Origin of the sequence: Xanthobacter agilis, assembly GCF_021730435.1 — a bacterium.
Classification (GTDB): Bacteria; Pseudomonadota; Alphaproteobacteria; order Rhizobiales; family Xanthobacteraceae; genus Xanthobacter; species Xanthobacter agilis.
This window is the reverse complement of sequence record NZ_JABWGX010000021.1, coordinates 38,088-61,451: the sequence shown is the minus strand read 5'-3', so window position 1 is coordinate 61,451 and position 23,364 is coordinate 38,088. Positions and strand designations below refer to the sequence as shown.

22 protein-coding genes are annotated in these 23,364 nt (G+C 69.2%); 8 read left to right on the top strand and 14 right to left on the bottom strand.

Features of this window, described 5'->3' with window-relative positions:
- Entirely contained in the window at positions 1-699 is a 699-nt protein-coding gene (locus HUW53_RS15370) for an orotate phosphoribosyltransferase (protein ID WP_237346638.1), read from the bottom strand.
- Between the two features lie 170 nt (positions 700-869).
- Positions 870-1,484, bottom strand: a complete 615-nt coding sequence (locus HUW53_RS15365; RefSeq protein ID WP_237346637.1) for a 2-hydroxychromene-2-carboxylate isomerase — start codon at positions 1,482-1,484, stop codon at positions 870-872.
- A 183-nt stretch (positions 1,485-1,667) separates the two neighbouring features.
- On the opposite strand from HUW53_RS15365, the gene HUW53_RS15360 reads away from it, so the two are divergent.
- Both HUW53_RS15360 and HUW53_RS15355 read left to right on the top strand, forming a co-directional pair.
- Entirely contained in the window at positions 1,668-2,450 is a 783-nt protein-coding gene (locus HUW53_RS15360) for a phosphatase PAP2 family protein (protein ID WP_237346666.1), read from the top strand.
- A gap of 148 nt (positions 2,451-2,598) precedes the next feature.
- The gene (locus HUW53_RS15355) at positions 2,599-3,828 is read left to right on the top strand and encodes an argininosuccinate synthase (protein WP_237346636.1); all 1,230 of its coding nucleotides are present in this window, start codon (positions 2,599-2,601) and stop codon (positions 3,826-3,828) included.
- A gap of 54 nt (positions 3,829-3,882) precedes the next feature.
- Here the strand turns inward: HUW53_RS15355 and HUW53_RS15350 are convergent, their stop codons facing one another.
- A complete protein-coding gene (locus tag HUW53_RS15350) occupies positions 3,883-4,362 on the bottom strand; it encodes a hypothetical protein (protein ID WP_237346635.1) in 480 nt (159 codons plus the stop codon).
- Positions 4,363-4,636: 274 nt separating this feature from the next.
- Here HUW53_RS15350 and mbfA point away from each other — a divergent pair, with 274 nt between their 5' ends.
- Positions 4,637-5,614 carry an iron exporter MbfA gene (gene mbfA / locus HUW53_RS15345; protein WP_237346634.1) on the top strand — a complete coding sequence of 326 codons (978 nt, stop codon included), beginning with the start codon at positions 4,637-4,639 and terminating at the stop codon, positions 5,612-5,614.
- Between the two features lie 91 nt (positions 5,615-5,705).
- Entirely contained in the window at positions 5,706-6,695 is a 990-nt protein-coding gene (locus HUW53_RS15340) for a zinc-dependent alcohol dehydrogenase family protein (RefSeq protein WP_237346633.1), read from the top strand.
- Positions 6,696-6,773: 78 nt separating this feature from the next.
- Here the strand turns inward: HUW53_RS15340 and HUW53_RS15335 are convergent, their stop codons facing one another.
- The 5 genes from HUW53_RS15335 to HUW53_RS15315 all read right to left on the bottom strand — a co-directional run bounded on the left by HUW53_RS15335 (position 6,774) and on the right by HUW53_RS15315 (position 12,100).
- On the bottom strand, positions 6,774-8,552 hold the full coding sequence (locus HUW53_RS15335; RefSeq protein ID WP_370877837.1) for a PHA/PHB synthase family protein: 1,779 nt from the start codon (positions 8,550-8,552) through the stop codon (positions 6,774-6,776).
- A 437-nt stretch (positions 8,553-8,989) separates the two neighbouring features.
- Positions 8,990-9,892, bottom strand: a complete 903-nt coding sequence (locus tag HUW53_RS15330) for a CHAD domain-containing protein (RefSeq protein WP_237346632.1) — start codon at positions 9,890-9,892, stop codon at positions 8,990-8,992.
- 228 nt (positions 9,893-10,120) lie between these two features.
- Positions 10,121-10,654, bottom strand: a complete 534-nt coding sequence (locus tag HUW53_RS15325; RefSeq protein ID WP_237346631.1) for a biotin transporter BioY — start codon at positions 10,652-10,654, stop codon at positions 10,121-10,123.
- Positions 10,655-10,667: 13 nt separating this feature from the next.
- A complete protein-coding gene (locus tag HUW53_RS15320; protein WP_237346630.1) occupies positions 10,668-11,279 on the bottom strand; it encodes an energy-coupling factor transporter transmembrane component T family protein in 612 nt (203 codons plus the stop codon).
- Complete coding sequence (locus tag HUW53_RS15315) at positions 11,276-12,100, bottom strand: energy-coupling factor ABC transporter ATP-binding protein (protein ID WP_237346629.1); 825 nt, start codon at positions 12,098-12,100, stop codon at positions 11,276-11,278. The genes HUW53_RS15320 and HUW53_RS15315 overlap by 4 nt, the downstream gene beginning before the upstream one ends.
- Before the next feature lie 178 nt (positions 12,101-12,278).
- Between HUW53_RS15315 and HUW53_RS15310 the strand changes: the two genes are divergently transcribed.
- Positions 12,279-13,019, top strand: coding sequence for a GNAT family N-acetyltransferase (locus tag HUW53_RS15310; RefSeq protein ID WP_237346628.1), 741 nt, complete (start codon positions 12,279-12,281; stop codon positions 13,017-13,019).
- 7 nt (positions 13,020-13,026) lie between these two features.
- On the opposite strand, the gene HUW53_RS15305 is transcribed toward HUW53_RS15310, so the two are convergent.
- Complete coding sequence (locus tag HUW53_RS15305) at positions 13,027-13,476, bottom strand: arsenate-mycothiol transferase ArsC (protein ID WP_237346627.1); 450 nt, start codon at positions 13,474-13,476, stop codon at positions 13,027-13,029.
- 291 nt (positions 13,477-13,767) lie between these two features.
- Between HUW53_RS15305 and HUW53_RS15300 the strand changes: the two genes are divergently transcribed.
- A complete protein-coding gene (locus HUW53_RS15300) occupies positions 13,768-14,514 on the top strand; it encodes a hypothetical protein (protein ID WP_237346626.1) in 747 nt (248 codons plus the stop codon).
- A gap of 288 nt (positions 14,515-14,802) precedes the next feature.
- Here the strand turns inward: HUW53_RS15300 and HUW53_RS15295 are convergent, their stop codons facing one another.
- The 4 genes from HUW53_RS15295 to HUW53_RS15280 all read right to left on the bottom strand — a co-directional run bounded on the left by HUW53_RS15295 (position 14,803) and on the right by HUW53_RS15280 (position 17,797).
- The gene (locus tag HUW53_RS15295; RefSeq protein WP_237346625.1) at positions 14,803-15,417 is read right to left on the bottom strand and encodes an OmpA family protein; all 615 of its coding nucleotides are present in this window, start codon (positions 15,415-15,417) and stop codon (positions 14,803-14,805) included.
- A 32-nt stretch (positions 15,418-15,449) separates the two neighbouring features.
- Positions 15,450-15,866: a hypothetical protein gene (locus tag HUW53_RS15290; protein WP_237346624.1), complete on the bottom strand. Its 417-nt coding sequence runs from the start codon at positions 15,864-15,866 to the stop codon at positions 15,450-15,452.
- 105 nt (positions 15,867-15,971) lie between these two features.
- Positions 15,972-17,330, bottom strand: coding sequence for a multidrug effflux MFS transporter (locus tag HUW53_RS15285; protein WP_237346623.1), 1,359 nt, complete (start codon positions 17,328-17,330; stop codon positions 15,972-15,974).
- The gene (locus HUW53_RS15280) at positions 17,327-17,797 is read right to left on the bottom strand and encodes a MarR family winged helix-turn-helix transcriptional regulator (protein ID WP_237346622.1); all 471 of its coding nucleotides are present in this window, start codon (positions 17,795-17,797) and stop codon (positions 17,327-17,329) included. The genes HUW53_RS15285 and HUW53_RS15280 overlap by 4 nt, the downstream gene beginning before the upstream one ends.
- A 109-nt stretch (positions 17,798-17,906) precedes the next feature.
- On the opposite strand from HUW53_RS15280, the gene HUW53_RS15275 reads away from it, so the two are divergent.
- Entirely contained in the window at positions 17,907-19,016 is a 1,110-nt protein-coding gene (locus tag HUW53_RS15275; RefSeq protein ID WP_237346621.1) for a site-2 protease family protein, read from the top strand.
- A 90-nt stretch (positions 19,017-19,106) separates the two neighbouring features.
- On the opposite strand, the gene ubiG is transcribed toward HUW53_RS15275, so the two are convergent.
- Positions 19,107-19,847 (bottom strand): bifunctional 2-polyprenyl-6-hydroxyphenol methylase/3-demethylubiquinol 3-O-methyltransferase UbiG, encoded by a 741-nt coding sequence (ubiG, locus tag HUW53_RS15270; protein ID WP_237346620.1) that lies wholly within the window; start codon positions 19,845-19,847, stop codon positions 19,107-19,109.
- A 231-nt stretch (positions 19,848-20,078) separates the two neighbouring features.
- Here ubiG and HUW53_RS15265 point away from each other — a divergent pair, with 231 nt between their 5' ends.
- On the top strand, positions 20,079-23,354 hold the full coding sequence (locus tag HUW53_RS15265; protein ID WP_237346619.1) for a helicase-related protein: 3,276 nt from the start codon (positions 20,079-20,081) through the stop codon (positions 23,352-23,354).
- The last annotated feature ends 10 nt before the right edge of the window (positions 23,355-23,364 follow it).

The following is a 23,364-nucleotide window of genomic DNA, read 5'->3' as shown; positions in this document are numbered from 1 at the left end:
TCACTCGCCGGTGACGGCGGTGCCTCCATGGGCCTTCGACCAGCTGTGGGGATCGTGCAGGAACGATTCGATCTGCGCGACCTGCGCGCTCTCGAAGCGGTTGGACTTCTTCACCTCGGCCAGAATGTCCCACCAGGTGGCGAGCCGATGCAGCGTGAGGCCAGCATCGTTGAGGATGCCGGCGGCCTCGGAGAAGATGTCGTAATAGAAGAAGACAAAGCAGTGGTCGCATTCGGCGCCGGCGGTGCGCAAAGCGTTGACGAAATTCACCTTGCTGCGGCCGTCGGTGGTGAGATCCTCCACCAGCAGCACCCGCTGGCCGGGGGCCAGATGCCCCTCGATCTGGGCATTGCGGCCGAAGCCCTTGGGCTTCTTGCGCACATATTGCATGGGCAGCATCATCCGGTCCGCCACCCAGGCGGCAAACGGGATGCCCGCGGTCTCGCCGCCGGCCACCGTGTCAATCTGCTCGTAGCCGATCTCGCGATAGATGGTGGAAACGCCGAAATCCACCAGCGTCTGCCGCACGCGGGGGAAGGAGATCAGCCGCCGGCAGTCGATATAGACCGGGCTCGCCCAGCCCGAGGTGAAGATGAAGGGCTCACCCGACGAAAAGCGCACCGCCTCCACCTCCAGGAGCATCCGCGCGGTCTGCTCGGCGATGGTCGCCTGATCGGCAAAAGCTGTGACATTGGCCATGTGCGGCGCGCCTCTCGGTCCAGGTCAAAATGCGGGGCGAGCGAAGGCCGGCCCAAATGCGGGCATATATCAGAGCTGCGGCTTCGCGCCACCCCGCCTGCGACAACGGGCGCTGGCAAAATCACCGGAACCGGGGTCGCCCCGCGTCCCCTGCGGGCCTGCCCCGCGCCTCACGCCGCCTTGGCGAGGCGGGCGGCATGCTCCAGGGCCATTTCCAGCCGGTCGTTGCCCCAGAACAGCGCGCCATCCGAGGTGATGAAGCTCGGCGCGCCGAACACGCCGCGGGCCTTGGCCTCCTGGGTCTGGGCGCGCAGGCGGTCCTTGTTGGCGGGGGCTTCGGCCTCGGCCATGATGTCGGCGCAGAAATGGCCGAGGGACGCCAACACCTGCCGCACCGTCTCCCGCTCGCCGATGTCCCGCCCGCCGGAAAACTCCGCCTGGAACACGGCGCGGGAGAAGGACGGGCGGGACGCATCGTTGAGGAAGATCGCCACCCGCGCCGCCAGAAGGCCGTTGGCCGGAAACGGATCGGGCCGCGTCACCGGCGGCAGGCCGTCTCGGGCGACGAGGCGGTCCATGTCCACCCACATATGCGCGCCCTTGATGGGGAAGACGTTGAAGGGCGACGAGGTGTAGCCCTGGTCGGAAAAGATGGGACCGAGCAGAAACGGCTTCCACCGCACCAGGACACCAGCGGCTTCCGCCAGCGGCGTGATGCGCATGGCCGTCAGGTAGGAATAGGGCGAGGCGAACTCATAGTAGAAATCGAGCGTGGCGCTGGTCATCGCTCCCTCCTCCCTGTAGATGCGCAGGCGATGCGGCTGCGACTGTGCGTCCGCGCGGTGGACCTCGGCAAGGTCGGGGTGTTCCGTATTGTGATGCCGCGCGCCGCATGCGCAAGCAGGGAGTCGGCGCCAGGGCCCCGGTCCCCGGCGTCGGCGTGAGGAGAAGGTGACGCCTTGAAGTGGGTGCTGTTCTTCGCGCTGGTGATCGGCGCCGCGGTGGCGATCCTGTTCACCGTGTTCCCCGAATGGGACCTCGCCATCACCGGCCTGTTCTGGGATGCCTCCCACCGCTATTTCCCCCTGGCCGGCACCGGCTGGGCGCGAACGGCGCGGTCGCTCGCCAATTATATTCCCTGGGCCATCGCCCTGCCCGCCTTCGCCGCGCTGGCGCTGAAGGTCATCTTCCCGCGGCGGCGCATGTTCATGCCGGCGCGCGCGGCGGTGCTGCTGGCGCTCACCATGGCGCTCGGGCCGGGGCTGGTGGTGAACGGTATCCTGAAGCAGGAATGGGGGCGCCCCCGCCCCGTGCATGTGGATGATTTCGGCGGCAAGGCCGAGTTTCGGCCCTGGTATGCCACCGACGGCACCTGTCCCGGCAATTGCTCGTTCGTGTCGGGCGAAGGCGCGCTCGGCTTCTGGCTGGTGGCCCCGGCGAGCCTTCTGCCCCCCGGCCCGCTCCGGGCGGTGGCGCTCGTGGGCGCGGTGGCCTTCGGCGCGGCGGCGGGCGGGCTGCGCATCACCTTCGGCGGACATTTCTTCACCGACGTGGTGTTTTCCGGCGTGCTGGTGGTGCTGATCGTGGTGCTGGTCCGCCTGTGGCTCTACGATCGGCGCGGCGCCCCGTCCGATGCGGTGGTGGAGCTCGCCATCGGCCGGGTCGCCCTGAAGCTGCAGAAAGGCGCGCGGGCATTGTGGCGGCGCGCGTGCGCCGCGCTCCGGCGCAGGCTCACCCGCGCCGGCCGATAGCCCATGCGACGCGGCGGCGTCCGGCGATGCAATGAAGCGACGCAATGAAGTGCTGCAATGAAGTGCTGCAATGACTTGCCAGCGCGGCGCGCGGGCCTATAGTCCGCGCCAGCTTTCCGTTAAATCCTCACATGCTTCGAGAGACCTGATGGCGCGTGACGTGAAGAAGGTGGTGCTGGCCTATTCCGGCGGGCTCGACACCTCCGTGATCCTGAAATGGCTCCAGACCACCTACAAATGCGAGGTGATCACCTTCACCGCCGACCTCGGCCAGGGCGAGGAGCTGGAGCCGGCGCGCAAGAAGGCGGAGCTCCTGGGCATCAAGCCGGAGAACATCTTCATCGAGGACGTGCGCGAGGAATTCGTGCGCGACTATGTGTTCCCCATGTTCCGCGCCAACGCGGTCTATGAGGGGCTGTACCTGCTCGGCACCTCCATCGCCCGGCCGCTGATCGCCAAGAAGCAGATCGAGATCGCGCGCAAGACCGGCGCCGACGCCGTCTCCCACGGCGCCACCGGCAAGGGCAACGACCAGGTGCGCTTCGAGCTCGGCTATTACGCTTTGGAGCCGGAAATCACCGTCATCGCGCCCTGGCGCGAGTGGGACCTGACCTCCCGCACCCGGCTGCTGGAGTTCGCCGAACAGCACCAGATCCCGATCTCCAAGGACAAGCGCGGCGAAGCCCCGTTCTCTGTGGACGCGAACCTTCTGCACTCCTCCTCCGAGGGCAAGGTGCTGGAGGACCCGGCCGAGGACGCCCCCGAATACGTCTACCAGCGCACCATTTCTCCGGAAGCCGCCCCGGACGAGGCCACCCTCATCACCATCGCCTTCGAGAAGGGCGACGCTGTGGCCATCGATGGCGAGGCGCTCTCGCCCGCCACTCTGCTCACCAAGCTGAACGCACTCGGCAAGGCCAACGGCATCGGCCGCCTGGACCTGGTCGAGAACCGGTTCGTGGGCATGAAGTCGCGCGGCGTCTATGAGACCCCCGGCGGCACGATCCTGCTGGCGGCCCACCGCGGCATCGAGAGCATCACCCTGGACCGCGGCGCCGCCCACCTCAAGGATGAGCTGATGCCGCGCTATGCGGAGCTGATCTATAATGGCTTCTGGTTCTCCCCCGAGCGGGAGATGCTCCAGGCCGCCATCGACCACTCCCAGGCCTATGTAACCGGCGAGGTCACGGTGAAGCTCTATAAGGGCAACGCCACCGTCATCGGCCGCAAGAGCCCCTATTCGCTCTACAATCAGGAGCTGGTCACGTTCGAGGAAGGGGCGGTCGCCTACGACCATCGCGACGCGGCGGGCTTCATCAAGCTCAACGCCCTGCGCCTGCGCACCCTCGGCAGCCGCGCCCGGAAGATCTCCGAGTAAGCGGCCGGGCTGAGATGGGAACGCGACCGGGACCATGTCCCGGTCGCTTCTTCGTCAGCTGGCGCTCTGGTTCATGCCAAATGCCGCTTGAAGCGAGGCAAGGGCTTGGCCGTCAATATACACGGACCCGTCCGGATCGTTAGCACTCTCCCATTCATCATCATCCCAGAATACCAGCGTCGCAGAGCTGTTCTTGGAAAGGGTACGCAACGCCCGCGTGAGCCCTTTTCCAAACCGAGAGCTATATTCCACCCATTTCGTGATCTGGAAGACGCTCTTCATCTCGGAAAAAGTAATCTCGCCATTGTTAGCCGCGATAACTCTCAGGAACTCAACGGTCTTGGGATCAACGTTCCGTAGCAACTCCTGTGCCTGATCCACTTTCAGTGGGAAACTCCTCTCTGGCACGATCGTCGACTGTAGTGCGAGTTTGACGATCTCCTGCAGGACCTGGGGGAATATCGTACCCTCAAACACGGTCTTGCCCGCGACCTGCAGCGAGAAGGGAATTGACGGAACTGCTTCATTATTCATGATGGCAACTCTCCTGAGTATGACATTGGCTTCGGAGAGCCCTGCCTGGGCGCCTTGACTCACTCAGGCAGGGCGTCACCGCTGGATAGCGGCGACCGACCGACCGTATAGCGAGTCATATCGGCCGTCAACCATATACAGACTGCCGTCGCTCGGAAATCACGCGCGCCTAAGAGATCTGAGCTCCACCCTAACCTCTTAGAGAGCAAGGGCGGCCACCAAGTTATTCAGATGCCTTATATGCGCTAGCGTTCAAAAAATCGGAGTTCCCGCGATGATGTCGTTTTTCCCCGGCCGCCGCCGCTTCTCCGACCTTTCGGAAAAGGAAGTGCTCGCCCTCGCCATTTCCTCGGAGGAAGACGACGCGCGGGTCTATGCGGACTATGCCGACTATCTGCGCAAGGATTACCCTGACACCGCCAAGGTGTTCGAGGCCATGTCGAAGCAGGAGACCGGGCACCAGCGCAACCTGACCCGCGAGTTCGAGCGGCGGTATGGCCCCCACGTGCCGCTGATCCGCCGCGAGAGCATCGCCGGCTACTATCAGCGCCGGCCGGTCTGGTACGTGTGCAACCTCGGCATCGCGCGGATCCGTCAGGAAGTGGGCCTGATGGAGGACGAATCGGCGAACTTCTATCGCCACGCCAAGGAGCGGGCCACCGATCCGGAAACCCGCGCCCTTCTGGAGCGCCTCTATGGGGAGGAGCTCCAGCACGAGGAGATCGCCGGCGAATTGGCCGCGCGCTATCTGCCCGTGGACAAGAAGGAGGAGGAGGACGAAAAGGCCCGGCGCCAGTTCGTGCTCACCTGGGTGCAGCCGGGCCTCGCGGGCCTGATGGACGGCTCGGTTTCCACCCTGGCCCCCATCTTCGCCACCGCCTTCGCCACCCAGAACTCGCACACCACTTTGCTGGTGGGCCTCGCCGCCGCCGTGGGCGCGGGCATTTCCATGGGCTTCACCGAGGCGGTGCATGACGATGGCGTCATCTCTGGGCGCGGCTCGCCGCTCAAGCGCGGCATCGCCTCCGGCTCCATGACCGCGCTGGGCGGCCTGGGCCACGCCTTGCCCTATATCATCCCCGATTTCTGGACCGCGACCGCCATCGCCATCGCCGTCGTGTTCGTGGAATTGTGGGCCATCGCCTTCATCCAGAACCGCTTTATGGAAACGCCTTTCTGGCGCTCGGTGATGCAGGTGGTGCTGGGCGGCGCGCTGGTGCTGGCGGCCGGCATCTTCATCGGCGGAAGCTGAGCCGAACGGATCGGGCGGCCTGACGCAAGATCGTGGCCCCGGCGGGCGCCATTGGCGCTACCATGGGGCCACGCGCAGGAAGGAGGCCGCCATGTTCGCCATGGTTCTCAACCGCCCCGGGGAAAAGCTCATCGGCGAGAGCCGGCCCGATCCCGTGCCCGGCCCCGGCGAGGTGCTCATCACCGTCACCGCCTGCGGGGTCTGCCGCACCGATCTGCACGTGTTGGACGGCGAATTGCCCCAGACCCGCCCGCCCATCGTGCCCGGCCACGAGATCGTCGGCCGGGTGGCGGCGCTCGGGGCCGGGGTGTCCCACCTCAAGCTCGGGGAGCGGGTGGGGGTGGGCTGGCTTGGCCATGCCTGCGGCACCTGCCCCTATTGCGCCGCGCAGGAGGAGAACCTGTGCGACACGCCGGAATTCACCGGCTGCACCCGCGACGGCGGCTTCGCCACCCACACCGTGGCCGATGCCTCCTTCACCTATCCCCTGGGGGAGGAGGGCGACGACGCCGCGCTGGCGCCGCTGTTGTGCGCCGGGCTCATCGGCTGGCGCACCTTGAAGATGGCGGGCGAAGGCCGGCGCATCGGCATTTACGGCTTCGGCGCGGCCGCCCACATCATCGCCCAGGTGGCGCGCTGGCAGGGCCGCGAGATCTTCGCCTTCACCCGCCCCGGCGACACCAAGGCCCAGGACTTCGCGAAAAGCCTCGGCGCCGTCTATGCCGGCCCCTCCGACGCGCCGGCCCCGGAGCCGTTGGACGCGGCCCTCATCTTCGCTCCGGCGGGCGAGCTGGTGCCCCAGGCCCTGCAGGCGGTGAAAAAGGGCGGGCGCGTGGTGTGCGGCGGCATCCACATGAGCGATATCCCCGCTTTCCCTTATCGCTGGTTGTGGGAGGAACGGAAGATCCTGTCGGTGGCCAACCTCACCCGCGCCGACGCCCACGAGTTCCTCGCTCTTGCCCCGAAGGCCGGCGTGACCACCCACGTCACCCCCTACCCGCTGATAAAGGCCAACGAAGCCCTCGACGACCTGCGCACCGGCCGCCTCACCGGCGCCGCCGTGCTGGTGCCGGGGCACTGACGCCAAGACCCGGCACGGGGCTTCGCATCGGGACCGGAAACGGCCCCCCTCGCGTCGGGGCGGGGCGAGCGCGCCCCTTCAGCGCTCCATCACATAGGTGCCGGGGGCCGGGCAGATGGGGGCGTAGCCGGGGCCGCCGAGGGGCGGCAGGCCGAAGGTGCCGGGCGCGGAATGGGCGCTGAGCCACTCTTCCCACGCCGGCCACCAGGACCCTTCCGCCGGCACATTGGCTTCCACCCATTCGTCTGCCCCGAGATGCAGCTCGCCCAGCTTGGTGGTGTGGATGCGATAATGCCGGTGCTTGTGCCCCGGTTCGCTGACGATGCCCGCATTGTGCCCGCCCGAGGCCAGCACGAAGGTGACATCGGTGTCGGTGAGCTGGTGGATCTTGTAGACCGACTTCCACGGCGCCACATGGTCGCGCTCGGTGCCCACCACGAACAGCGGCACCCGCAGGTTCAACAGCGACACCGGCCGCCCGTCCACCTCATAGCGCCCGGCGGCGAGGTCGTTGTCCATGAACAGCTTGCGCAGATAGTCCGAATGCATGCGATAGGGCATGCGGGTGGCATCGGCGTTCCAGGCCATGAGGTCGTTCATGGGCGCGCGTTCGCCCATAAGATATTCATGCACCAGGCGCGACCACACGAGGTCGTTGGAGCGCAGCATCTGGAACGCGCCCGCCATCTGTCCGGCCGACAGGTAGCCCTGGTTCCACATCATGCTTTCGAGCACATAGAGTTCGCTCGGGTCCACGAACAATTGCAGTTCGCCGGGCTCCGAGAAATCGGTCTGGGCCGCGAACAGGGTCACGGACGCCAGCCGGTCGTCATTGGCCCGCGCCATGGCGGCGGCCGCCACCGAAAGGATGGTGCCGCCCAGGCAATAGCCCACCGCATGCACCTTGCGGCCCGGCACCACCGCGCTCACCGCGTCGAGGGCGGCCATGACCCCGAGCCGGCGATAGTCGTCGAGCCCCAGGTCGCGGTCTTCCTCCCACACATTGCGCCAGGAGATGCAAAACACCGTGTGGCCCTTCTCCACCAGATAGCGCACCAGGGAGTTATGGGCCGAGAGGTCCAGGATATAATATTTCATGATCCAGGCGGGCACGATCAACACCGGCTCGGCCTTCACGCCGGGCGTTGTGGCGCGATACTGGATCAGCTCGATGAGATGATTGCGGAAGATCACCTCGCCGGGAGTGACAGCCACGTTCTTGCCGGGCACGAATGCCTCGGCGCCGGCCGGTGGCTGGTTGGTGGCCTTGCGCATCATGTCGTCGAGGGCGTTGCGCCAGCCCTGGACCACATTCATGCCCCCGGTCTCCAGCGTGCGGCGCACCACCTCCGGATTGGTGAAGGGGTTGTTGGAGGGGGAGAACATGTCGAGCATCTGGCGTGCCCCGAAGGCCACCACCGCCTCATTGTGGGGGGCGACGCCGGGCACGTCATGGGTGGCGTTGTGCCACCATTGCTGCTGGAGCAGAAACGCCTGCGACCAGAGGCGATAGGGCCATTCCTGCCATTCCGGCGCACTGAACCGCTCGTCGCCTTCCAGCGGCGAGATGGCGGGAGCGACACTGCGGTCAAGGGCGGCCGCCAGCATATTGGTGGCGAAGCGGGCGGTCTTGCGGCCGGCCTTGATGGCCAGTTCCGAGCGCTTGCCGGGCGCGGCGGACAGATGCAGCCACCAGTCCATGAAGGCGAGGGTGAGCGCGGTGGGCGAAAAGCCGGAGGTCATGTGCGCCACGCAGGCAGCCACCGCGCGATCCACCGCCCGCAGCGCCTCCAGGCCGCTGCCGCGGTCGAAGTCGGCGTCGTCGAGGCGGCTCAGCTTGGCGAGCGCCTGCGCCACCAGCTTGTCGGGCCGCGCCAGATCGGCGACGGCGGGCGCATCCTTCACACTCGACACGGCCTTGGCACCCGGCACGGCCGGCGGCACCACAGCCGGGAGCTGCGGCGCCGGGGCGGGCTGAAAAACGGGCGAGAGAGCGTCTTGCACGGCGCTGCGCGCGCCATCACCGGCTTGATCGACGGACACGACGGGATTTTCCGGAGACATCGACGGCTCATCCTCACGTCTGGGTGCGAGCACCCCGCACCTCTTTACATTCTGGCCCCGGCCGCGTCACAGCAGCGGTCCCCCGGGGCATCACCACGCCAAGACACGCGCCAAGACACGCGCCAAGACACACACGGAACCAAGACACACGGAACCAGGACACGCGCGCGGGAACCGCAATCATCGCGATCCGCGCCCACCGCCGCAAGGGCATGTCGCCGTGCGCGGCATCACGCCGCCCGCGCGGCGGCCAGGCGCCGCCGCCACTTGCGCGCAAAATGCCGCGACGACGCGTGGAACAATGTCCGATGCAGCGCCTGCGCCCGTCGCTTCAGACGTTTCTGCAAGCGCGCCATGGCGACACCGAGGCGCGCCACCACCCCCTCCTCCAGCGGCGGTGCGGCATCGCGCAGCATCCGTCTCAGGACTTCCATGTCGTGATGGGCCCCGAGCAGATCTCGCAGGCGCTGCGCGCGACGGGCCCGGGTCGCCCCCCGCCCCGCGGCCGCGCCGGCGAGAAAGCCCATCTGATACCGGTGCGCCACCACCCGCTTGCGGGTCTCGTGCATGGCGAGCGGATCGCCGAAGCGCCCGCGCCGCGCCGCGCGATAGCTCCGGCGCAGCCCCTCGACAGGGTCCACCCCTTCGGCTTCCGCGCCGAGCCCGCCATCAAGGCGGGCGCGGGCATCGGCGATGAAATCCATAAGCCGCGCACGCAACGGCGCCGCATCCAGGGCGGCGGGCGTGCCCACCACCGCGCGGGCGGCCTGAAGATCGCACAGCAGGATGACGCCGGACTGATCCAGAAGATCGAGCGCCTCCTGCGCGGCCGCCGCGTCGCGGGCCTGGGCAAGGCCGCGCGCCACCTCCGCCGCGGCATGCCGGGCGGCGCGGGCCAGCTCGCTCTCCAGAAGGCGCAGCAAGGCGCGATATTCTTTCAGGCCCTTGCGGGCGTCATGCACCATCTCCACGCCGTCGGGCTCGGCCGCCGCCCGCGCGATATGGCCGACCGCGGCACCAAGCGCCGCCCCCAGCGTCGCCGGCACGGCGGCGTCGAAGGAAGGGGGCTCCAGCTCGGGGCTGGCCAGATCGGTGGCTGGAACAGGAGGAGGGGCATCGCCGGTGTGTGTCATCGCTCGCCATCCAGATGAAACCATGCGGCCCCTGAGGGACTGCGAAAAAGGGGGCCGGCACCGCCGGGGCAACAGCGGACCATGCGCCTCGACCGCCCCGGCCGGAACCTGCCGCCCACCCATGCGCCCGGCACGCGCCATCATGTCATAACGCCAGCGCGACCTTCGCGTTCCCCGGATACCTCAGATTCGCTTACACCGCGCCGATGGCAGCGGGGTGACGCGATCTCAAGGGCGGTGCGGCACCCGCCACGGACGCAGCACGGTGGTCGCGAGCAGCGCGGCGGCCACCGATTTCAACACATCCCCCGGCAGGAACACCGCCGAACCGAGCGCCGCCTGCCTCAGGCTCAGGCCGGCGATGCCCGCCAGCGCCGGAATCCCACAGGCATAGAGCACCAGGACACCGCCCGCGAACGCGGCCACCAGCGCCCCGGCGAAAGCCGGCAGCCGCAGCCGTTCGGCCAGCCACCCGGTGACGAAGGCGCCGGGAATGAAGCCCAGGAAGAACCCCACCGTGGGACCGGCCAGAAGGCCCAGCCCGCCGCGCCCGCCGGTGAGCAGCGGCGCGCCGAGCAGCACCACCAGGACGAACAAGCCGCTGGCCGCCGCTCCGCCCCGCGCGCCCAGGACCAGGCCCGCCAGCATCACCCCCAGGTTCTGGGTGGTGATAGGCACCCCCGGCAGCACCGGCAGGAAAAACGGCGGCACCAGCCCCAGCGCGCCGATGAGCGCCGCCATGAGGGCGATGCGAACCAGCATCCGTGTGTCCACCTCAGTCCTCCCTTTGGCGCGCGGAAAAGCCGCGCGCATCCAGCGCCTCGGCCACCTGGTCGGCCCCCTTCAGCGCGCCGGTGAAGAACGCTCCCACCAGCGCCAGCCCCGGCCGCCGCGGGCTGCGGGCGCGCCATGCCTCGGCCCGGCCGTGCCAGCTCGCGATCAGCACCGGCACGAACCGCAGCACCAGCGCCACCGCCAGCGACAGCCGCCGGGCATCGAGGCCGAAGCGCTCGAACGGGCGCAAGGCCACCATCAGCGCATCCATCATGTCCTGAAGGCGGGTGGAGAGGGTGACGAGATCCGCCAGCAGTACCATCAACAGAATGCGCAGCAGGCTTGCGGCCGCCACCGTCGGCGTGGTCGCCCAGAGCTGCAACGCCCCGATCACCACCAGCACCGGCAGCAAGGCCCGCCATTGGAAAAGGCGCGCCACCCCCGCCCGCCCGAGGCCGGCATAGACCAGCACCACGCCCGCGAGCGCCAGCGCCAGCACGAACGGATTGTCGAGCGGCACCAGGAGGACGGAGAGCAGCGCGAGCCCGATGAGCTTTGCCCCCGCCGGCAGGCGGTGCAGCAGGCTGCGGCCCGGCAGGTAGCCGCCGATCATCGCGACCTCGGTCCCGGCAGGTTTGCGCCCTGGACGTGCCGCGCCGTGGAGACGCCCCCTCCCCGCTCAAGCCGTGCCCGCGCAACTCGTGCCCGTGCATGGGCCTCGTAAAGGGGCAGCACCTCGCCCGGCGCGCCATCGGCGGCGACCGCGCCCGCATGCAGCCACACCACCCGATCGAAGCCCGCGAGAAGCCCCAGGTCATGGCTTGCCATGAGCACCTGCTGATCGAGACCGGCGAGCCGCTCGGAGAGGGCGAGCCGCGTCGGCAGGTCGAGCGCGGAGAAGGGTTCATCGAGCAGCAGCACGCGCGGCCCCGCCGCCAGCGCGGCAAGGATGCACACCAATTGCTTCTGCCCCTCGGACAATTCGTCCACCGCGCGCTCGCCCCAGCCGGCGCAGCCGTGCTCGGCCAGAAGCCGTTCCGCCGTGGCGCGCGCGGCGACCTTGGATTGCCCCTGCTCCAGGGGGCCGAACGCCATCTCCTCGCGCACCGTGGGGAAGATGATCTGGTGATCCACGTTCTGGAACACGAAGCCCACATGGGCCGGCAGCACCCGCCGGTGACGCCGGGTGTCCAGCCCCACCACCTCCACCGTGCCGGCGTCGGGCAGGATCAGCCCGTTGAGGAGCCGCAGCAGGGTGCTCTTGCCGGAGCCGTTGTCCCCCACCAGGCCGATACGGCGCTCGCCGAGGGTCAAATTGAGGCCGGAGAACACCACCCGCGTGCCGCGCGTCACCTCCACCGCGTCAAGGCGCGCGCCGCCGTCGGGCAGGGGCGGGGCGGCAGGGGGAGAGGACGGGAAGGGCGAAAACGGCATGCGCGGCACCTGTCGGCTCCTCGATATACCGATCCCCGCCCGGCGCAACCCCCCAACAGCACGCGCGGCGGGCGCGACGGCCGCGCCAGTGGCACCCGGTGCCGGGGTGGCGTATCACCCGCCCATGCGGGCCGCCCGCGCGCGGCCTCGACCGACGTGTGACCCCAAGGGGGAAGCGATGACCGACCGGGAACCGATGACCGACCAGGGGCCGGCGCCCCACCTGCCCCTCGGCGCGCCGGTGGCGGGGCCAGCCGCCCGCCGCCCGGCGCCGGTGACCCTGGACGGGCGCCATGTGCGCGTGGTGCCGTTCGACGTCGCCCGCCACGGACCGGACCTCCACGCCTTGTCCCACGGCCCGGACCACGCGGCGCTGTGGGCCTATCTGAGCCCCGAGCCGTTCGCCGATCTTCATGCCTTCACCCGCTATTATGCCGAAGCGGCGGCCAAGGCCGATCCGCTGCTGTTCGCCATCGAGGAGGCCGACACCGGGCGCGCGGTGGGCCACGCCACCTACATGCGGGTGGAACCGACGCATCGGGTGGTGGAAGTGGGCAATATCCTGTTCACGCCGGCGCTTCAGGCGCGGCCGGGCGGCACCGAGGCGATGTTTCTCATGGCGCGCCACGCCTTCGAGACCCTCGGCTTTCGCCGCTATGAGTGGAAATGCAACGCGCTCAACACCCCCTCCCGGCGCGCGGCGGAGCGGCTCGGCTTCACCTTCGAGGGGGTGTTCCGCCAACACATGATCGTCAAGGGGCGCAATCGCGACACCGCCTGGTTCGCGCTGCTCGACCAGGACTGGCCGCGCGCGAAGGCGGCCTTCGAGGCCTGGCTCGACCCCGGCAATTTCGACGCCGAAGGCCGCCAGCGCCGCACCCTGCGGGAGATTCGCGCCGGCCTTCCGAACCGGATGTGAGGCGCCCTCAGGCGGCGGCGGGGGTCAGGTCCCGCTCCACCAGGGCGCAGATGGCGGCCCGCAGTTCGGGCATCATGCGGCGATAGGCCCGGCGCCGCTCCTGCGGGTCGGGCAGGCGCGCGACGTCCTCGAAGCCCCAGCCACGCAGGCGCAGCAGGTGCATCCAGGGCAGACGCCGCGCCGCCCGGTGCGCGTCCGGCACCAGCGCCACCACCGCGTCGACCCGCGGCGCACCGGAAAGCCCGAACAATTCCACCGGCTTGGAGGACAGGCCGTCGATCGCGACACCGTCCCGCTCCAGGCAGTCGAGGGCGGCCCCGTCCACCGGCCCGGCCAGCGCCGTGGCCGCGCTGAAGGCGCGCACCCGCGCGTAGATGTGCATGGTGAGGGCCTCCGCCATCAGGCTCAGCCCGGCATTGTCGCGGCAGACGAAGAGTATGGACGGACGCGTAATCATGAGGCCCCTCCTGTTGCCGGATCGCCGCGCACACCCCGATCCGATTCGGCTCGGGCGGGAACCTAGGCGCATCCCTCGACGCAGGCATGACACTCGCAGTCGGCGCGACGGCCGGGGCGCGCGGATTTCGGCGTCCCGCGATGAAAAGCGCGTGCCCGCGCCGCTTCCGCGCCTGACATCAAACCTTGATCTGGCGTTAACCATTCCGAAGTCGTTCCACGAGATCAATGGGATGCTGGCGGAAACACTGATTCGCGAACTCTTCGCCGGCTGGCAGATGTGGAGGCGAGAATGGCGAAGACAGAAGTCACCAGCGCCGCGGTGAGCAAAATCGCAGCGAAGGCGCTCAAGGATCCCGGCAGCGTGACCCACGACGAGATCAAGGCGCTGGCGGCATCCTGCCTGACCCAGGTGCCGGACAAGCCCAAGGCCGAGCCGAAGGTGACCGCGTCCAAAAGCGCCGTTTCCAAAAGCGCGGAGTCGCCGGTGAAGGCGACCGCGGCCAAGACCCCCTCCCCCAAGGCCGCCACACCCAAGGCCGCCCCCCCGAAAGCTGCGGTCGCCAAGGCCACCGCACCGAAGGCAACCGCGGCCAAGACTGCCGCGGCCACCACGCCTGCACCCAAGACCGCAGCGCCGACCAAGAGCGCGGTCACTGTGGCCCCGGCGAAGCCGGTGGCCAAGGCTGCCGCGAAACCGGCGGCCAAAGCCGAGACCAAGCCGGCCGCAAAGGTCGCTGCGGCGAAAACGCCGGTAGCCCAGCCAATGGCCAAGACGGCGACGAAGACGAAGACCGTGGCGAAGACGGCGGCCGCGCCCGCGGTGACCGAGACGACGCCGGCCGCTGCTCCGGCCACGGATGCGCCGGCCCCAGCGGCCGCCAAGGCCGGGGCCAAGACCGTGGCCAAAACGACCGCCAAGAGCAGCGCCAAGGCCCCGGTAGCCAAGGCCCCGGTAGCCAAAGCTCCCGCGATCAAGGCTCCCGCGACGAAGGCCCCCACCTCCAAGGCCCCCGCGAAGGCACCCCGCAAGAGCTGATGGCCCCGCGCACCGGGGCGGAGGGTTGAAACCGTTGCCATTCGGCCTCGGCCGAGGCCGGCGGGCGAGGCCCGGGCGTCGGGCTCCCGACCTCATCCTCAAGCGTGGCGGATACCGCCGCGCTTGAGGGACGGCCGAGCGATCACGCACAGGGAAAAATGTCCGTACGCCTCGCGCGCACGGAAAGCCCATAAAGGTAAAGGCCCATAAAGCCAAAGGCCCGCGAGTGAAGCTCACGGGCCTTTGGTCTGGAATGCGAGCCGGCCGGCATGACCGGCCGGGGTTTTGTCACTGCTGTGGCAGCGGGCCGGTGCGACCGATGTTGAAGATCTGCACCCGGCGATTGATGGCCGCGTCCGGATTCTTCGTGTTCTGCAACGCCTCTTCGCCCAGCCCGACGGACTCGATGCGGCGCGGGTCCACCCGGAAGGTGCTGGTGAGCGCCTGGGCGATGGCGTCGGCGCGCTCCTGACTGAGCTTCATGTTGTATTCGCGGGTGCCGGTGGCGTCGGTGTTGCCGACCACCAGGAACTTGTAGCCGAGCAGCACCGGATTGTGCATGGCGTCGGCGATGGCGCCGAGGGTGCGGTAGGACGAAGGCTTCACCATCGCCGAGTTCAGGTCGAACTCGATCTCCACATTGATCTGCGCCAGCTGGTCGAGCTGCAGCGCCAGCGGCGGGCGGCTCTCGGGCGGGCCCTGATACTGCATGTGGGCCTTGGCGAGGTCGCGCAGCGCCTCCGCCGACACGCCGGGCACATCGCTCACCGAGCTGGTGAGGCCCTGGACGATCTCGGCATTGGGCGTGAAGGCCTGGGCCGCCGCGGGCGAAACCGCGCCGAGCGACAAGGCCGCGCCGGCGCACAGGGCGCCGAAGGCGAGGGTGACACGCGAAAGGGTCATGGTGCCCATCTCCTGCTTCTTTGCGGCGCGCATCAGCGGTAGCCGGCATTGGTGAGGGCGGCGGTGCAGGCCTGGCTCACCACCTTGGACGCCTCCAGGAGGCAGGACACCAGATTGCCGTCGCCGGGCACCACGCCGGGACAGAACTCGGCCCGGTCGCGGTCGCAGACCTTGTACACGGCCTGCTGGGCGGCGGCACGGGCCTCGGTCATCTGGCGGATGGATTCGTGGTTGGCGGCGCAGGCCGGCGACAGCTCTGCCTGATGGGCCGCGAGGCACTGGTTGATGGCCCCATCGCCGAGATTGACGCCCCGGCAGTGCCGCATGATGTCTTCGCCACAATGCTGGGCCAGAAGGCCGGCGGCTTCGGCGTAGCTGACCGTCTGCGCATGGGCCGACGCCGCTGGCAGCGCCAGCAGCGCCGCCAGGACAAGTCCTGCGAACTTCATCTAGATCTCCCCCTCACCCCGGACCGCTGCGCGGCCCCGCGGAAGATTGACCATGACCATGGGAGAACGGTCAACCGCGAACATCGGCCGGGCGCCGGGAACCGCCTAATTCCGGTGGCCGTAGGTCTTCACCTCGATTTCCTCGCCGGCGGCACCCACCACGCCGAGGGGATCGGCCGCGAGCTCAAGGTCGGTGGCGTCCACCGCCGCCGCGCCGGGCGCTTCCATCTCCTCCGGCATCCGGGTGCGCGGCCGCAGCAGCACATGCCCGCCCACCGCCACCAGCGCCATCACCGGCACCAGCGTGACCAGCCCCGCCAGCGGCGCGGGCAGGAGCGCCGCCACCGCGGTGCCGAGGAAGCCGCCGCCGATCTGCATGAAGCCCATCAGGGCCGAAGCCGCGCCGGCGATGGTGGGAAAGCCCGCCAGCGCCGCCGTGGTGCACCCCGGCAGCAGCATGGCGATGCCGCAAGCCCACAGCCCGACGGGCCCCATCACGGTGAGCGTCGAGGGTTCCAGAATCCGCAGCCCGATCGCCAGCCCCGCCGCCCCGGCCAGCACCAGCACGAGGCCGAGGGGCACCAGAGCGGAAGCGCTCATGCGCTTCAGCAGGCGCCCGGCCACCAGCGTGCCGAACAGGAACGAGCCGGTCTGCCCGAGCATGGCGAGGCCGAACTCGGTGGGGGTGAGCCCCACCTGCTGGATCAGCACGAACGGCAGCAGCGCGGAGAAGGTATAGATGGCGCCCAGGCCACCGCCCAGGACGAGGCTGGCCCGCATGAAGGTGCGGTCGCGGAGAAGCCGCGCGTAGCTCCGGGCGATGCGCCCCGGCGCGGCCAGGGCCGGATCCCGCGCGCGGTTCGTCTCCGGCACGAAGAATGAGAGCAACCCCAGCAGCACCACGCCATAGATGGCCATGGCCACGAAGATCATGTGCCAGCCCGCGGCCCCCAGGATCAGCCCGCCGAGGCTGGGCGACACCGCCGGCCCGATGGCGAGCATGGTGCCGATGAGGTTCATGATGCGGGCGGAGGTCTGGCCGATATATTGATCGCGCACGATGGCGCGCGAGATGGCGATGCCGGCCGCGCACCCCACCCCCTGCAGGCCGCGCCCCAGGATCAGCCAGCCCATGGTCGGGGCCCAGGTCGCGACCAGCGCGCCCAGCATGTAGATGCCGAAGAAGGACAGCGCCACCGGCCGCCGCCCGAAGGCATCCGACAACGGCCCGCAGGCCAATTGCGAGAATGCGAAGCCCAGGAAGAACACCGTGAGCGTCAGCTTCACGGTGGCGGGGGTGGTGTCGAACGCGCTCACCAGGGTCGGCATGGCCGGCGTGTACATGGCCAGGCTGATGGGACCGAGCATCACCATCAGCGCGCCGATGACGGCGACGCGCAGCTCCGACATCATCGGCGTCGGCGCGGGCGAGAGCGATGCGGTGGTGAACGCGGCAGGCTTCATTTGTCGTCCTTGTCCCCGTCGTCCCGCCCCTCCTCCTCGCGGCAACGGGCGAGGTTGTCGCGGATGAGCAGGAGAAATGCGCGCAGCCGGGCCTGATCGGCTTCGGAAAAGCCGGTGAGTGCCTCGCCCCGGGCCACCGCCGCCGCCGCCTGCACGCCAGCAAGGTAAGGTGTTGCCGCCGCCGTGAGGCGCACGATCTTGGCGCGCCGGTCGCGGGGGTCGGTCTCCCGCGCCACCAGCCCTTGGCTTTCGAGCGCGTCGAGGAACCCCACCAGCGTCATGGGCTCCACATTCATTTTCACCGCCAACGCGCTCTGCCGCAGACCCGGATGCAGGTCCACATAGGCCAGCGTCCGCGCCTCTCCCGCCGTCAGGCCGAGGCCGGCGTGGGTGAAGGCGCGGTCGATGCGGGCGCGATAGAGGCGCGCCGCATCGACGAGCAGGAAGCCGAGAGGAGTGTCCGCCATTTCATTGCCAATCTTATTGTAAGGTAGCCTTAGCTTCAATACTCATGCGCCGCGTATTGCGTCGCCGGACGAGGGGTCTATGTGTGGAACGCCCCTTTGGAGAGCCCCCATGCCCTGGTCAGTGACCATCGGACGCCTCGGCGAGACCGCCATCCGCATCCACGTGACGTTTCTGCTGTTCCTGGTGTGGATCTGGGCCGCCTACTATCGCACCGGCGGAGCCGATGCGGCCTGGCAGGGGGTGTTGTTCGTCGCCCTCCTGTTCGCCTGCGTCCTGCTGCACGAACTGGGGCACGTTTTCGCCGCACGTCACTTTGGCGTGAAGACCCCTGACATTACCCTGTGGCCATTCGGAGGCATCGCCAGCCTGGAACGCATTCCGGAGAAGCCTTCCGAAGAGCTGCTGGTGGCCATCGCCGGGCCGCTGGTGAATGTGGCGATCGCCGCCGTCCTGCTGCTCATCCTCGGCGCCAGCGCCAATGTGGAGGACCTGTCCAAGATCGAGGATCCCGGCACCTCCATGCTGGTGAAGCTGGCGGGGGCCAACATCTTCCTGGTGGTGTTCAATCTCATCCCCGCCTTTCCCATGGACGGCGGGCGGGTGCTGCGCGCCCTATTGGCCATGAACATGGGGTTCGGCCGGGCCACGGCTGTGGCGGCCTCGATCGGCCAGGGCATCGCCATCGCGCTCGGGCTCGCGGGCATCTTCTTCAATCCGATGCTGATGATCATCGGCGTGTTCGTGTTCCTCGCCGCCTCCGGCGAGGCCGGGCAGGTGCAGCTGAAGGAAGCCTCGCGCGGGCTCAGCGTGGCCGACGCCATGATCACCCATTTCGAGACCCTCGGCCCCACCGCCACCGTGGACGAGGCCGCCGACGCGCTCATCCGCACCACTCAGCGGGAGTTTCCGGTGGTGGACGGCGCCGGCCACCTGCGCGGCGTGCTCACCCGCGACGCCATGATTCGCGCGCTGAAGGACGAGGGCCCGCAGACCCCGGTCATCGCGGTGATGCAGAAGGACATTCCCACCGTGGAGGCCCGCGCCCGGCTCGATGCGGCGCTGAAGCTCATCACCTCCACCCAGGCGCCGGCCGTGGGCGTGCTCGATGGCGGCGGACGCCTGGTCGGCCTGCTCACGGCGGAAAACGTGGGCGAGCTGATGATGCTCCACGCCGCCCGCCCCGATCACGGCGCCAGCCTGTTCCACCGCGCGGGCTGACCGCATCGCGCGCCTGGATTGAAGCGTGTCCGGCTGAAGCGCTCTCAGATAAAGCGCTCCGGCACCGGTCGAGGACCGGTGCCGGCGGGATCAGATGCGCTCGGCCACCAGAAAATAGTTCACGTCGAGATCCGGCGAGAGCTTGAACGCGCGGGTCAGCGGATTGTAGGCGAGCCCCGCCTTCTGCGTCGGCGCGTAGCCGGCCGCCGCCAGCGTCGCCTCCAGCTCGTCGGGGGTGATGAACTTGTCCCACTTGTGGGTGCCCGGCGGCAGCCACCGCAGCACATATTCGGCGCCCACGATGGCCAGGGCGAAGCTCTTGGCGGTGCGATTCAAAGTGGAGAGGATGAGCAGTCCCCCCTCCTCCACCAATTGCCCGGCGGTGCGCACGAACAGGCCGACATCGGCCACATGCTCCACCACCTCCAGCGCCACCACCACATTGAAGCGGGAGCCGCGGGCGGCCAGCTCCTCCGCCGTGGACGGCAGGTATTCGATATCGAGGCCGGAGGCCCGGCCGTGGGCGCGGGCCACGTCGATATTGCCGGGGGCCGGGTCGATGCCGGTCACCTGCGCCCCCATGCGCGCCAGGGGCTCGCTCAAGAGGCCACCGCCGCAGCCGATGTCGAGAACGCGCAAGCCGTGAAGCGGGCGCAGAGCCTTCTCGTCCCGCGAGAAATGGCGCACCAGGGCATCCCGCAGGAAGGTGAGACGCGCCGGGTTCATGGCATGGAGCGGGGCCATCTTGCCCTTTTCGTTCCACCACTCCGCGCCGAGCGCATCGAAGCGGGCGACCTCCTCCGGATCGACCGTGGCCTGGTTGAGCGGCATGTTCGGCCTCCTTCTCGCCGTCGGGGCAGTGGAACCAGATGGTGAGCTTTACGCACCCCACGGCGGCGCCACAAGGGCGCTGGAACAAAGCGCGGCGCGGCCGCGTGCCGCGATTCGCGCACCCTTTGTCCGCGTTTCGTTCCGCGTTCCGCCATCCACACCTTTCGCCATCGCCCCCGCGCCCCAATATGGTACAGATCCCCCACACGGAAGCTGACGAAGCCAAAGCCGATGGACGACATCACCCAATGGGCCGTATTGCCGCGCACCGTGAGGGCGCGGGGGGTGAGCGCGGTCCTCGGCCCCACCAATACGGGCAAGACCCACCTCGCCATCGATCGCATGCTCGGCCATGAGAGCGGCATCATCGGTCTGCCGCTGCGCCTGCTCGCGCGCGAGGTGTACCAGCGCATGGTCGAGCGGGTGGGCGCCGACAAGGTGGCCCTCGTCACCGGCGAGGAGAAGATCAAGCCCAAGGCCGCGCGCTACTGGGTCTCCACTGTGGAGGCGATGCCGCGCGACCTCGACGTGTCGTTCGTCGCCATCGACGAGATCCAGCTCGCCACCGACCTCGACCGGGGCCACATCTTCACCGACCGCCTGCTGAACCGGCGCGGCCGCCACGAGACGCTGCTGCTCGGCTCGGCCACCATGCGCCCGCTGATCGAGAAGCTGCTGCCGGGCGTCACCGTGATGATGCGTCCGCGCCTGTCCACGCTCTCCTTCGCCGGCGAGAAGAAGATCTCCCGCCTGCCGCGCCGTTCGGCCATCGTCGCCTTCTCCGCGGAGGAGGTCTACGCCATCGCCGAATTCATCCGCCGCCAGCGCGGCGGGGCGGCGGTCGTGATGGGCGCGCTCTCCCCGCGCACCCGCAATGCGCAGGTGGAACTCTACCAGTCCGGCGACGTGGACTATCTGGTGGCCACCGACGCCATCGGCATGGGCCTCAATCTCGACGTGGACCATGTGGCCTTCGCCGCCGACCGCAAGTTCGACGGCTGGCAGTTCCGCCGGCTCAACCCGTCCGAGATGGCACAGATCGCCGGCCGCGCCGGCCGTGCGCTGCGCGACGGCAGCTTCGGCACCACCGGCCGTTGCCCGCCATTCGAAGAGCAATTGGTGGAGCAATTGGAGGCGCACGCGTTCGACACCGCGAAGGTGTTGCAATGGCGCAACTCCGTGCCGGATTTCAGCTCCATCCGCGCGCTGCTGGCCTCATTGTCGCAGCCGCCGCGGGAGGAGGGACTGACCCGCGCGCCCACCGCCGACGACGTCGCCGTGCTCGAAATCATGAGCCGTGACATAGAGGTGGCGGCGCGCGTGACCGCGCCCGCCCAGGTGGAACGGCTGTGGGACGTCTGCCAGGTGCCCGACTATCGCAAGGTGTCGCCGGGGGCCCACGCGGAGCTCGTCGCCACCCTGTTCGGGCATGTGGAAGGGGGGGGTTTCATCCCCGATGATTGGTTCAGACGTCAAATCGCCTTGACCGATCGCCCAGAAGGCGACATCGACACATTGTCGAGCCGGATCGCGCAGGTGAGGACTCTCACCTTCGTGGCCAACCGGCCCGACTGGCTCAAGGATCCGGAGCACTGGCAAGGCGTCACGAGAGGGGTCGAAGACAAGCTGTCAGACGCACTGCACGAAAGGCTGGCACAGCGTTTCGTGGATCGGCGGACCAGCGTGCTCATGCGGCGCCTGCGAGAGAAAAAGATGCTCGAAACTGAAATCAGCAAGACCGGCGACGTCACCGTCGAAGGACACGTGATCGGCCACCTCCACGGCTTCCAATTCCAGGCGGAACCCACCGCCGGCGGAGAGGAGGCCAAGGCGCTGCGCGTCGCCGCCCAGCAAGCGCTGGCCGGCGAGATCGAAGCGCGCGCCGCCCGCCTCGCCCAGGCGGTGGACGAAGCCTTCGTGCTCACCAACGACGGCACCATCCGCTGGACCGGCGAGGCGGTGGCCAAGCTCATTCCCGGCGACGAAGTGCTGAAGCCCCGCTTCAAGGTCATCGCCGACGAGCACCTGAGCGGCCCCGCCCGCGAGCAGGTGGACGCCCGCATCACCCTGTGGGTGGCCGCGCACATCGACAAGCTGCTGGGCGCGCTGTTGAAGCTCCAGGCGGCCGAGGATGTCACCGGCATCGCCCGCGGCATCGCCTTCCAGATCGTCGAATCACTCGGCGTGCTGGAGCGCGCCCGTGTGGCCGACGACATGAAGAGCCTCGAGCAGGCCGCCCGCGCCACCCTGCGCAGCCATGGCGTGCGATTCGGCGCCCACCATATTTACCTTCCGGCCCTGCTGAAGCCGGCGCCGCGGTCGCTGGCGCTTGAGCTTTATGCGCTGAAGCATGGCGGCCTCGCCCAGAAGGGCATCGACGAATTGCCGCACCTGGCGGCGTCGGGGCGCACCTCCATTCCCGTGGATCACGAGATCCAGAAGGGGCTCTACCGCGCCGTGGGCTTCCGCGTGTGCGGCGAGCGGGCGGTGCGCGTGGACATTCTGGAGCGCCTTGCGGATCTGATTCGCCCGGCCCTCGACTGGCGCCCCGCCTCGCCCGGCCCCAAGCCCGCCGGCGCCGTGGACGGGCGCGGGTTCACCGTCACCGTCGGCATGACCTCGCTGGCCGGCTGCTCGGGGGAGGATTTCGCCTCCATCCTGAAGTCGCTCGGCTACCGCATGGAGCGCCGCGCCCCGCCGCCGCCGGAAGAGGCCACCGCGGCCGAGCCGGCCGCCCCCGCGGAGCTGGCTCCGGCGCCCGAAGGCGCCATCGAGGCCGACCTGTTGTTCGATGCCCCGGTCGAATCGGATGCCCCGGCAGCGGAGATCGCGGCCCAGGGAATCCCGGACGAGACAAGCACGGACGAGGCGATCGCCGATGCGGCGGGCCCCGCCGAGGAGATCGTGGCGGCGGAAGCCGCCGCCGTTGAAGGCGAGGCCGAGCCGGTTCCCACCGCCGACGCCATCGAGGCGGAGATCGCCGTGGAGGCCCTGGAGGCCGCTGGCGACCCCACCGCCGCCGAGGTGGCGGCCGAGGTGGAGACGCCGGCCGCGCCCGGCGGTGCCGAAGCGGTGGAAGGCGCGCCCGCCGAGCCCGAGATGATCGAAGTGTGGCGGCCGGGCCGTCCGCCCGGCGCGCCGCGTCGCGATCGTCCCCAGCGGGAGGGTGCGCGCTTCGGCGGCAGGGATGGCGAGCGCAAGGACGGCGAGCGCAAGGAAGGACACCGTCGCGGCGGCGAGCGTCGCGAGGGCGGGCCTGGGCATCGCCGGCCCGAACGTCCGTCGGAGGCCCCGGCCGTGGAGGGCGCCGAGGGCGAGCGCGCGCCGCGCCCGCCGCGGGGCGAGCGTCCGCCGCGCGGTCCGCGCGAGGACAACCGCGCCCCGCGCCCCGAGCATCGCCCGCCCCACCAGGAGCGTCGCCGCGACAAGCCGGTGGACCCGGACAGCCCGTTCGCCGCCCTGGCCGCCCTCAAGGCGCGCATGGAATCGGACAAGAAGGGCAACTGAGCCGGCGAAG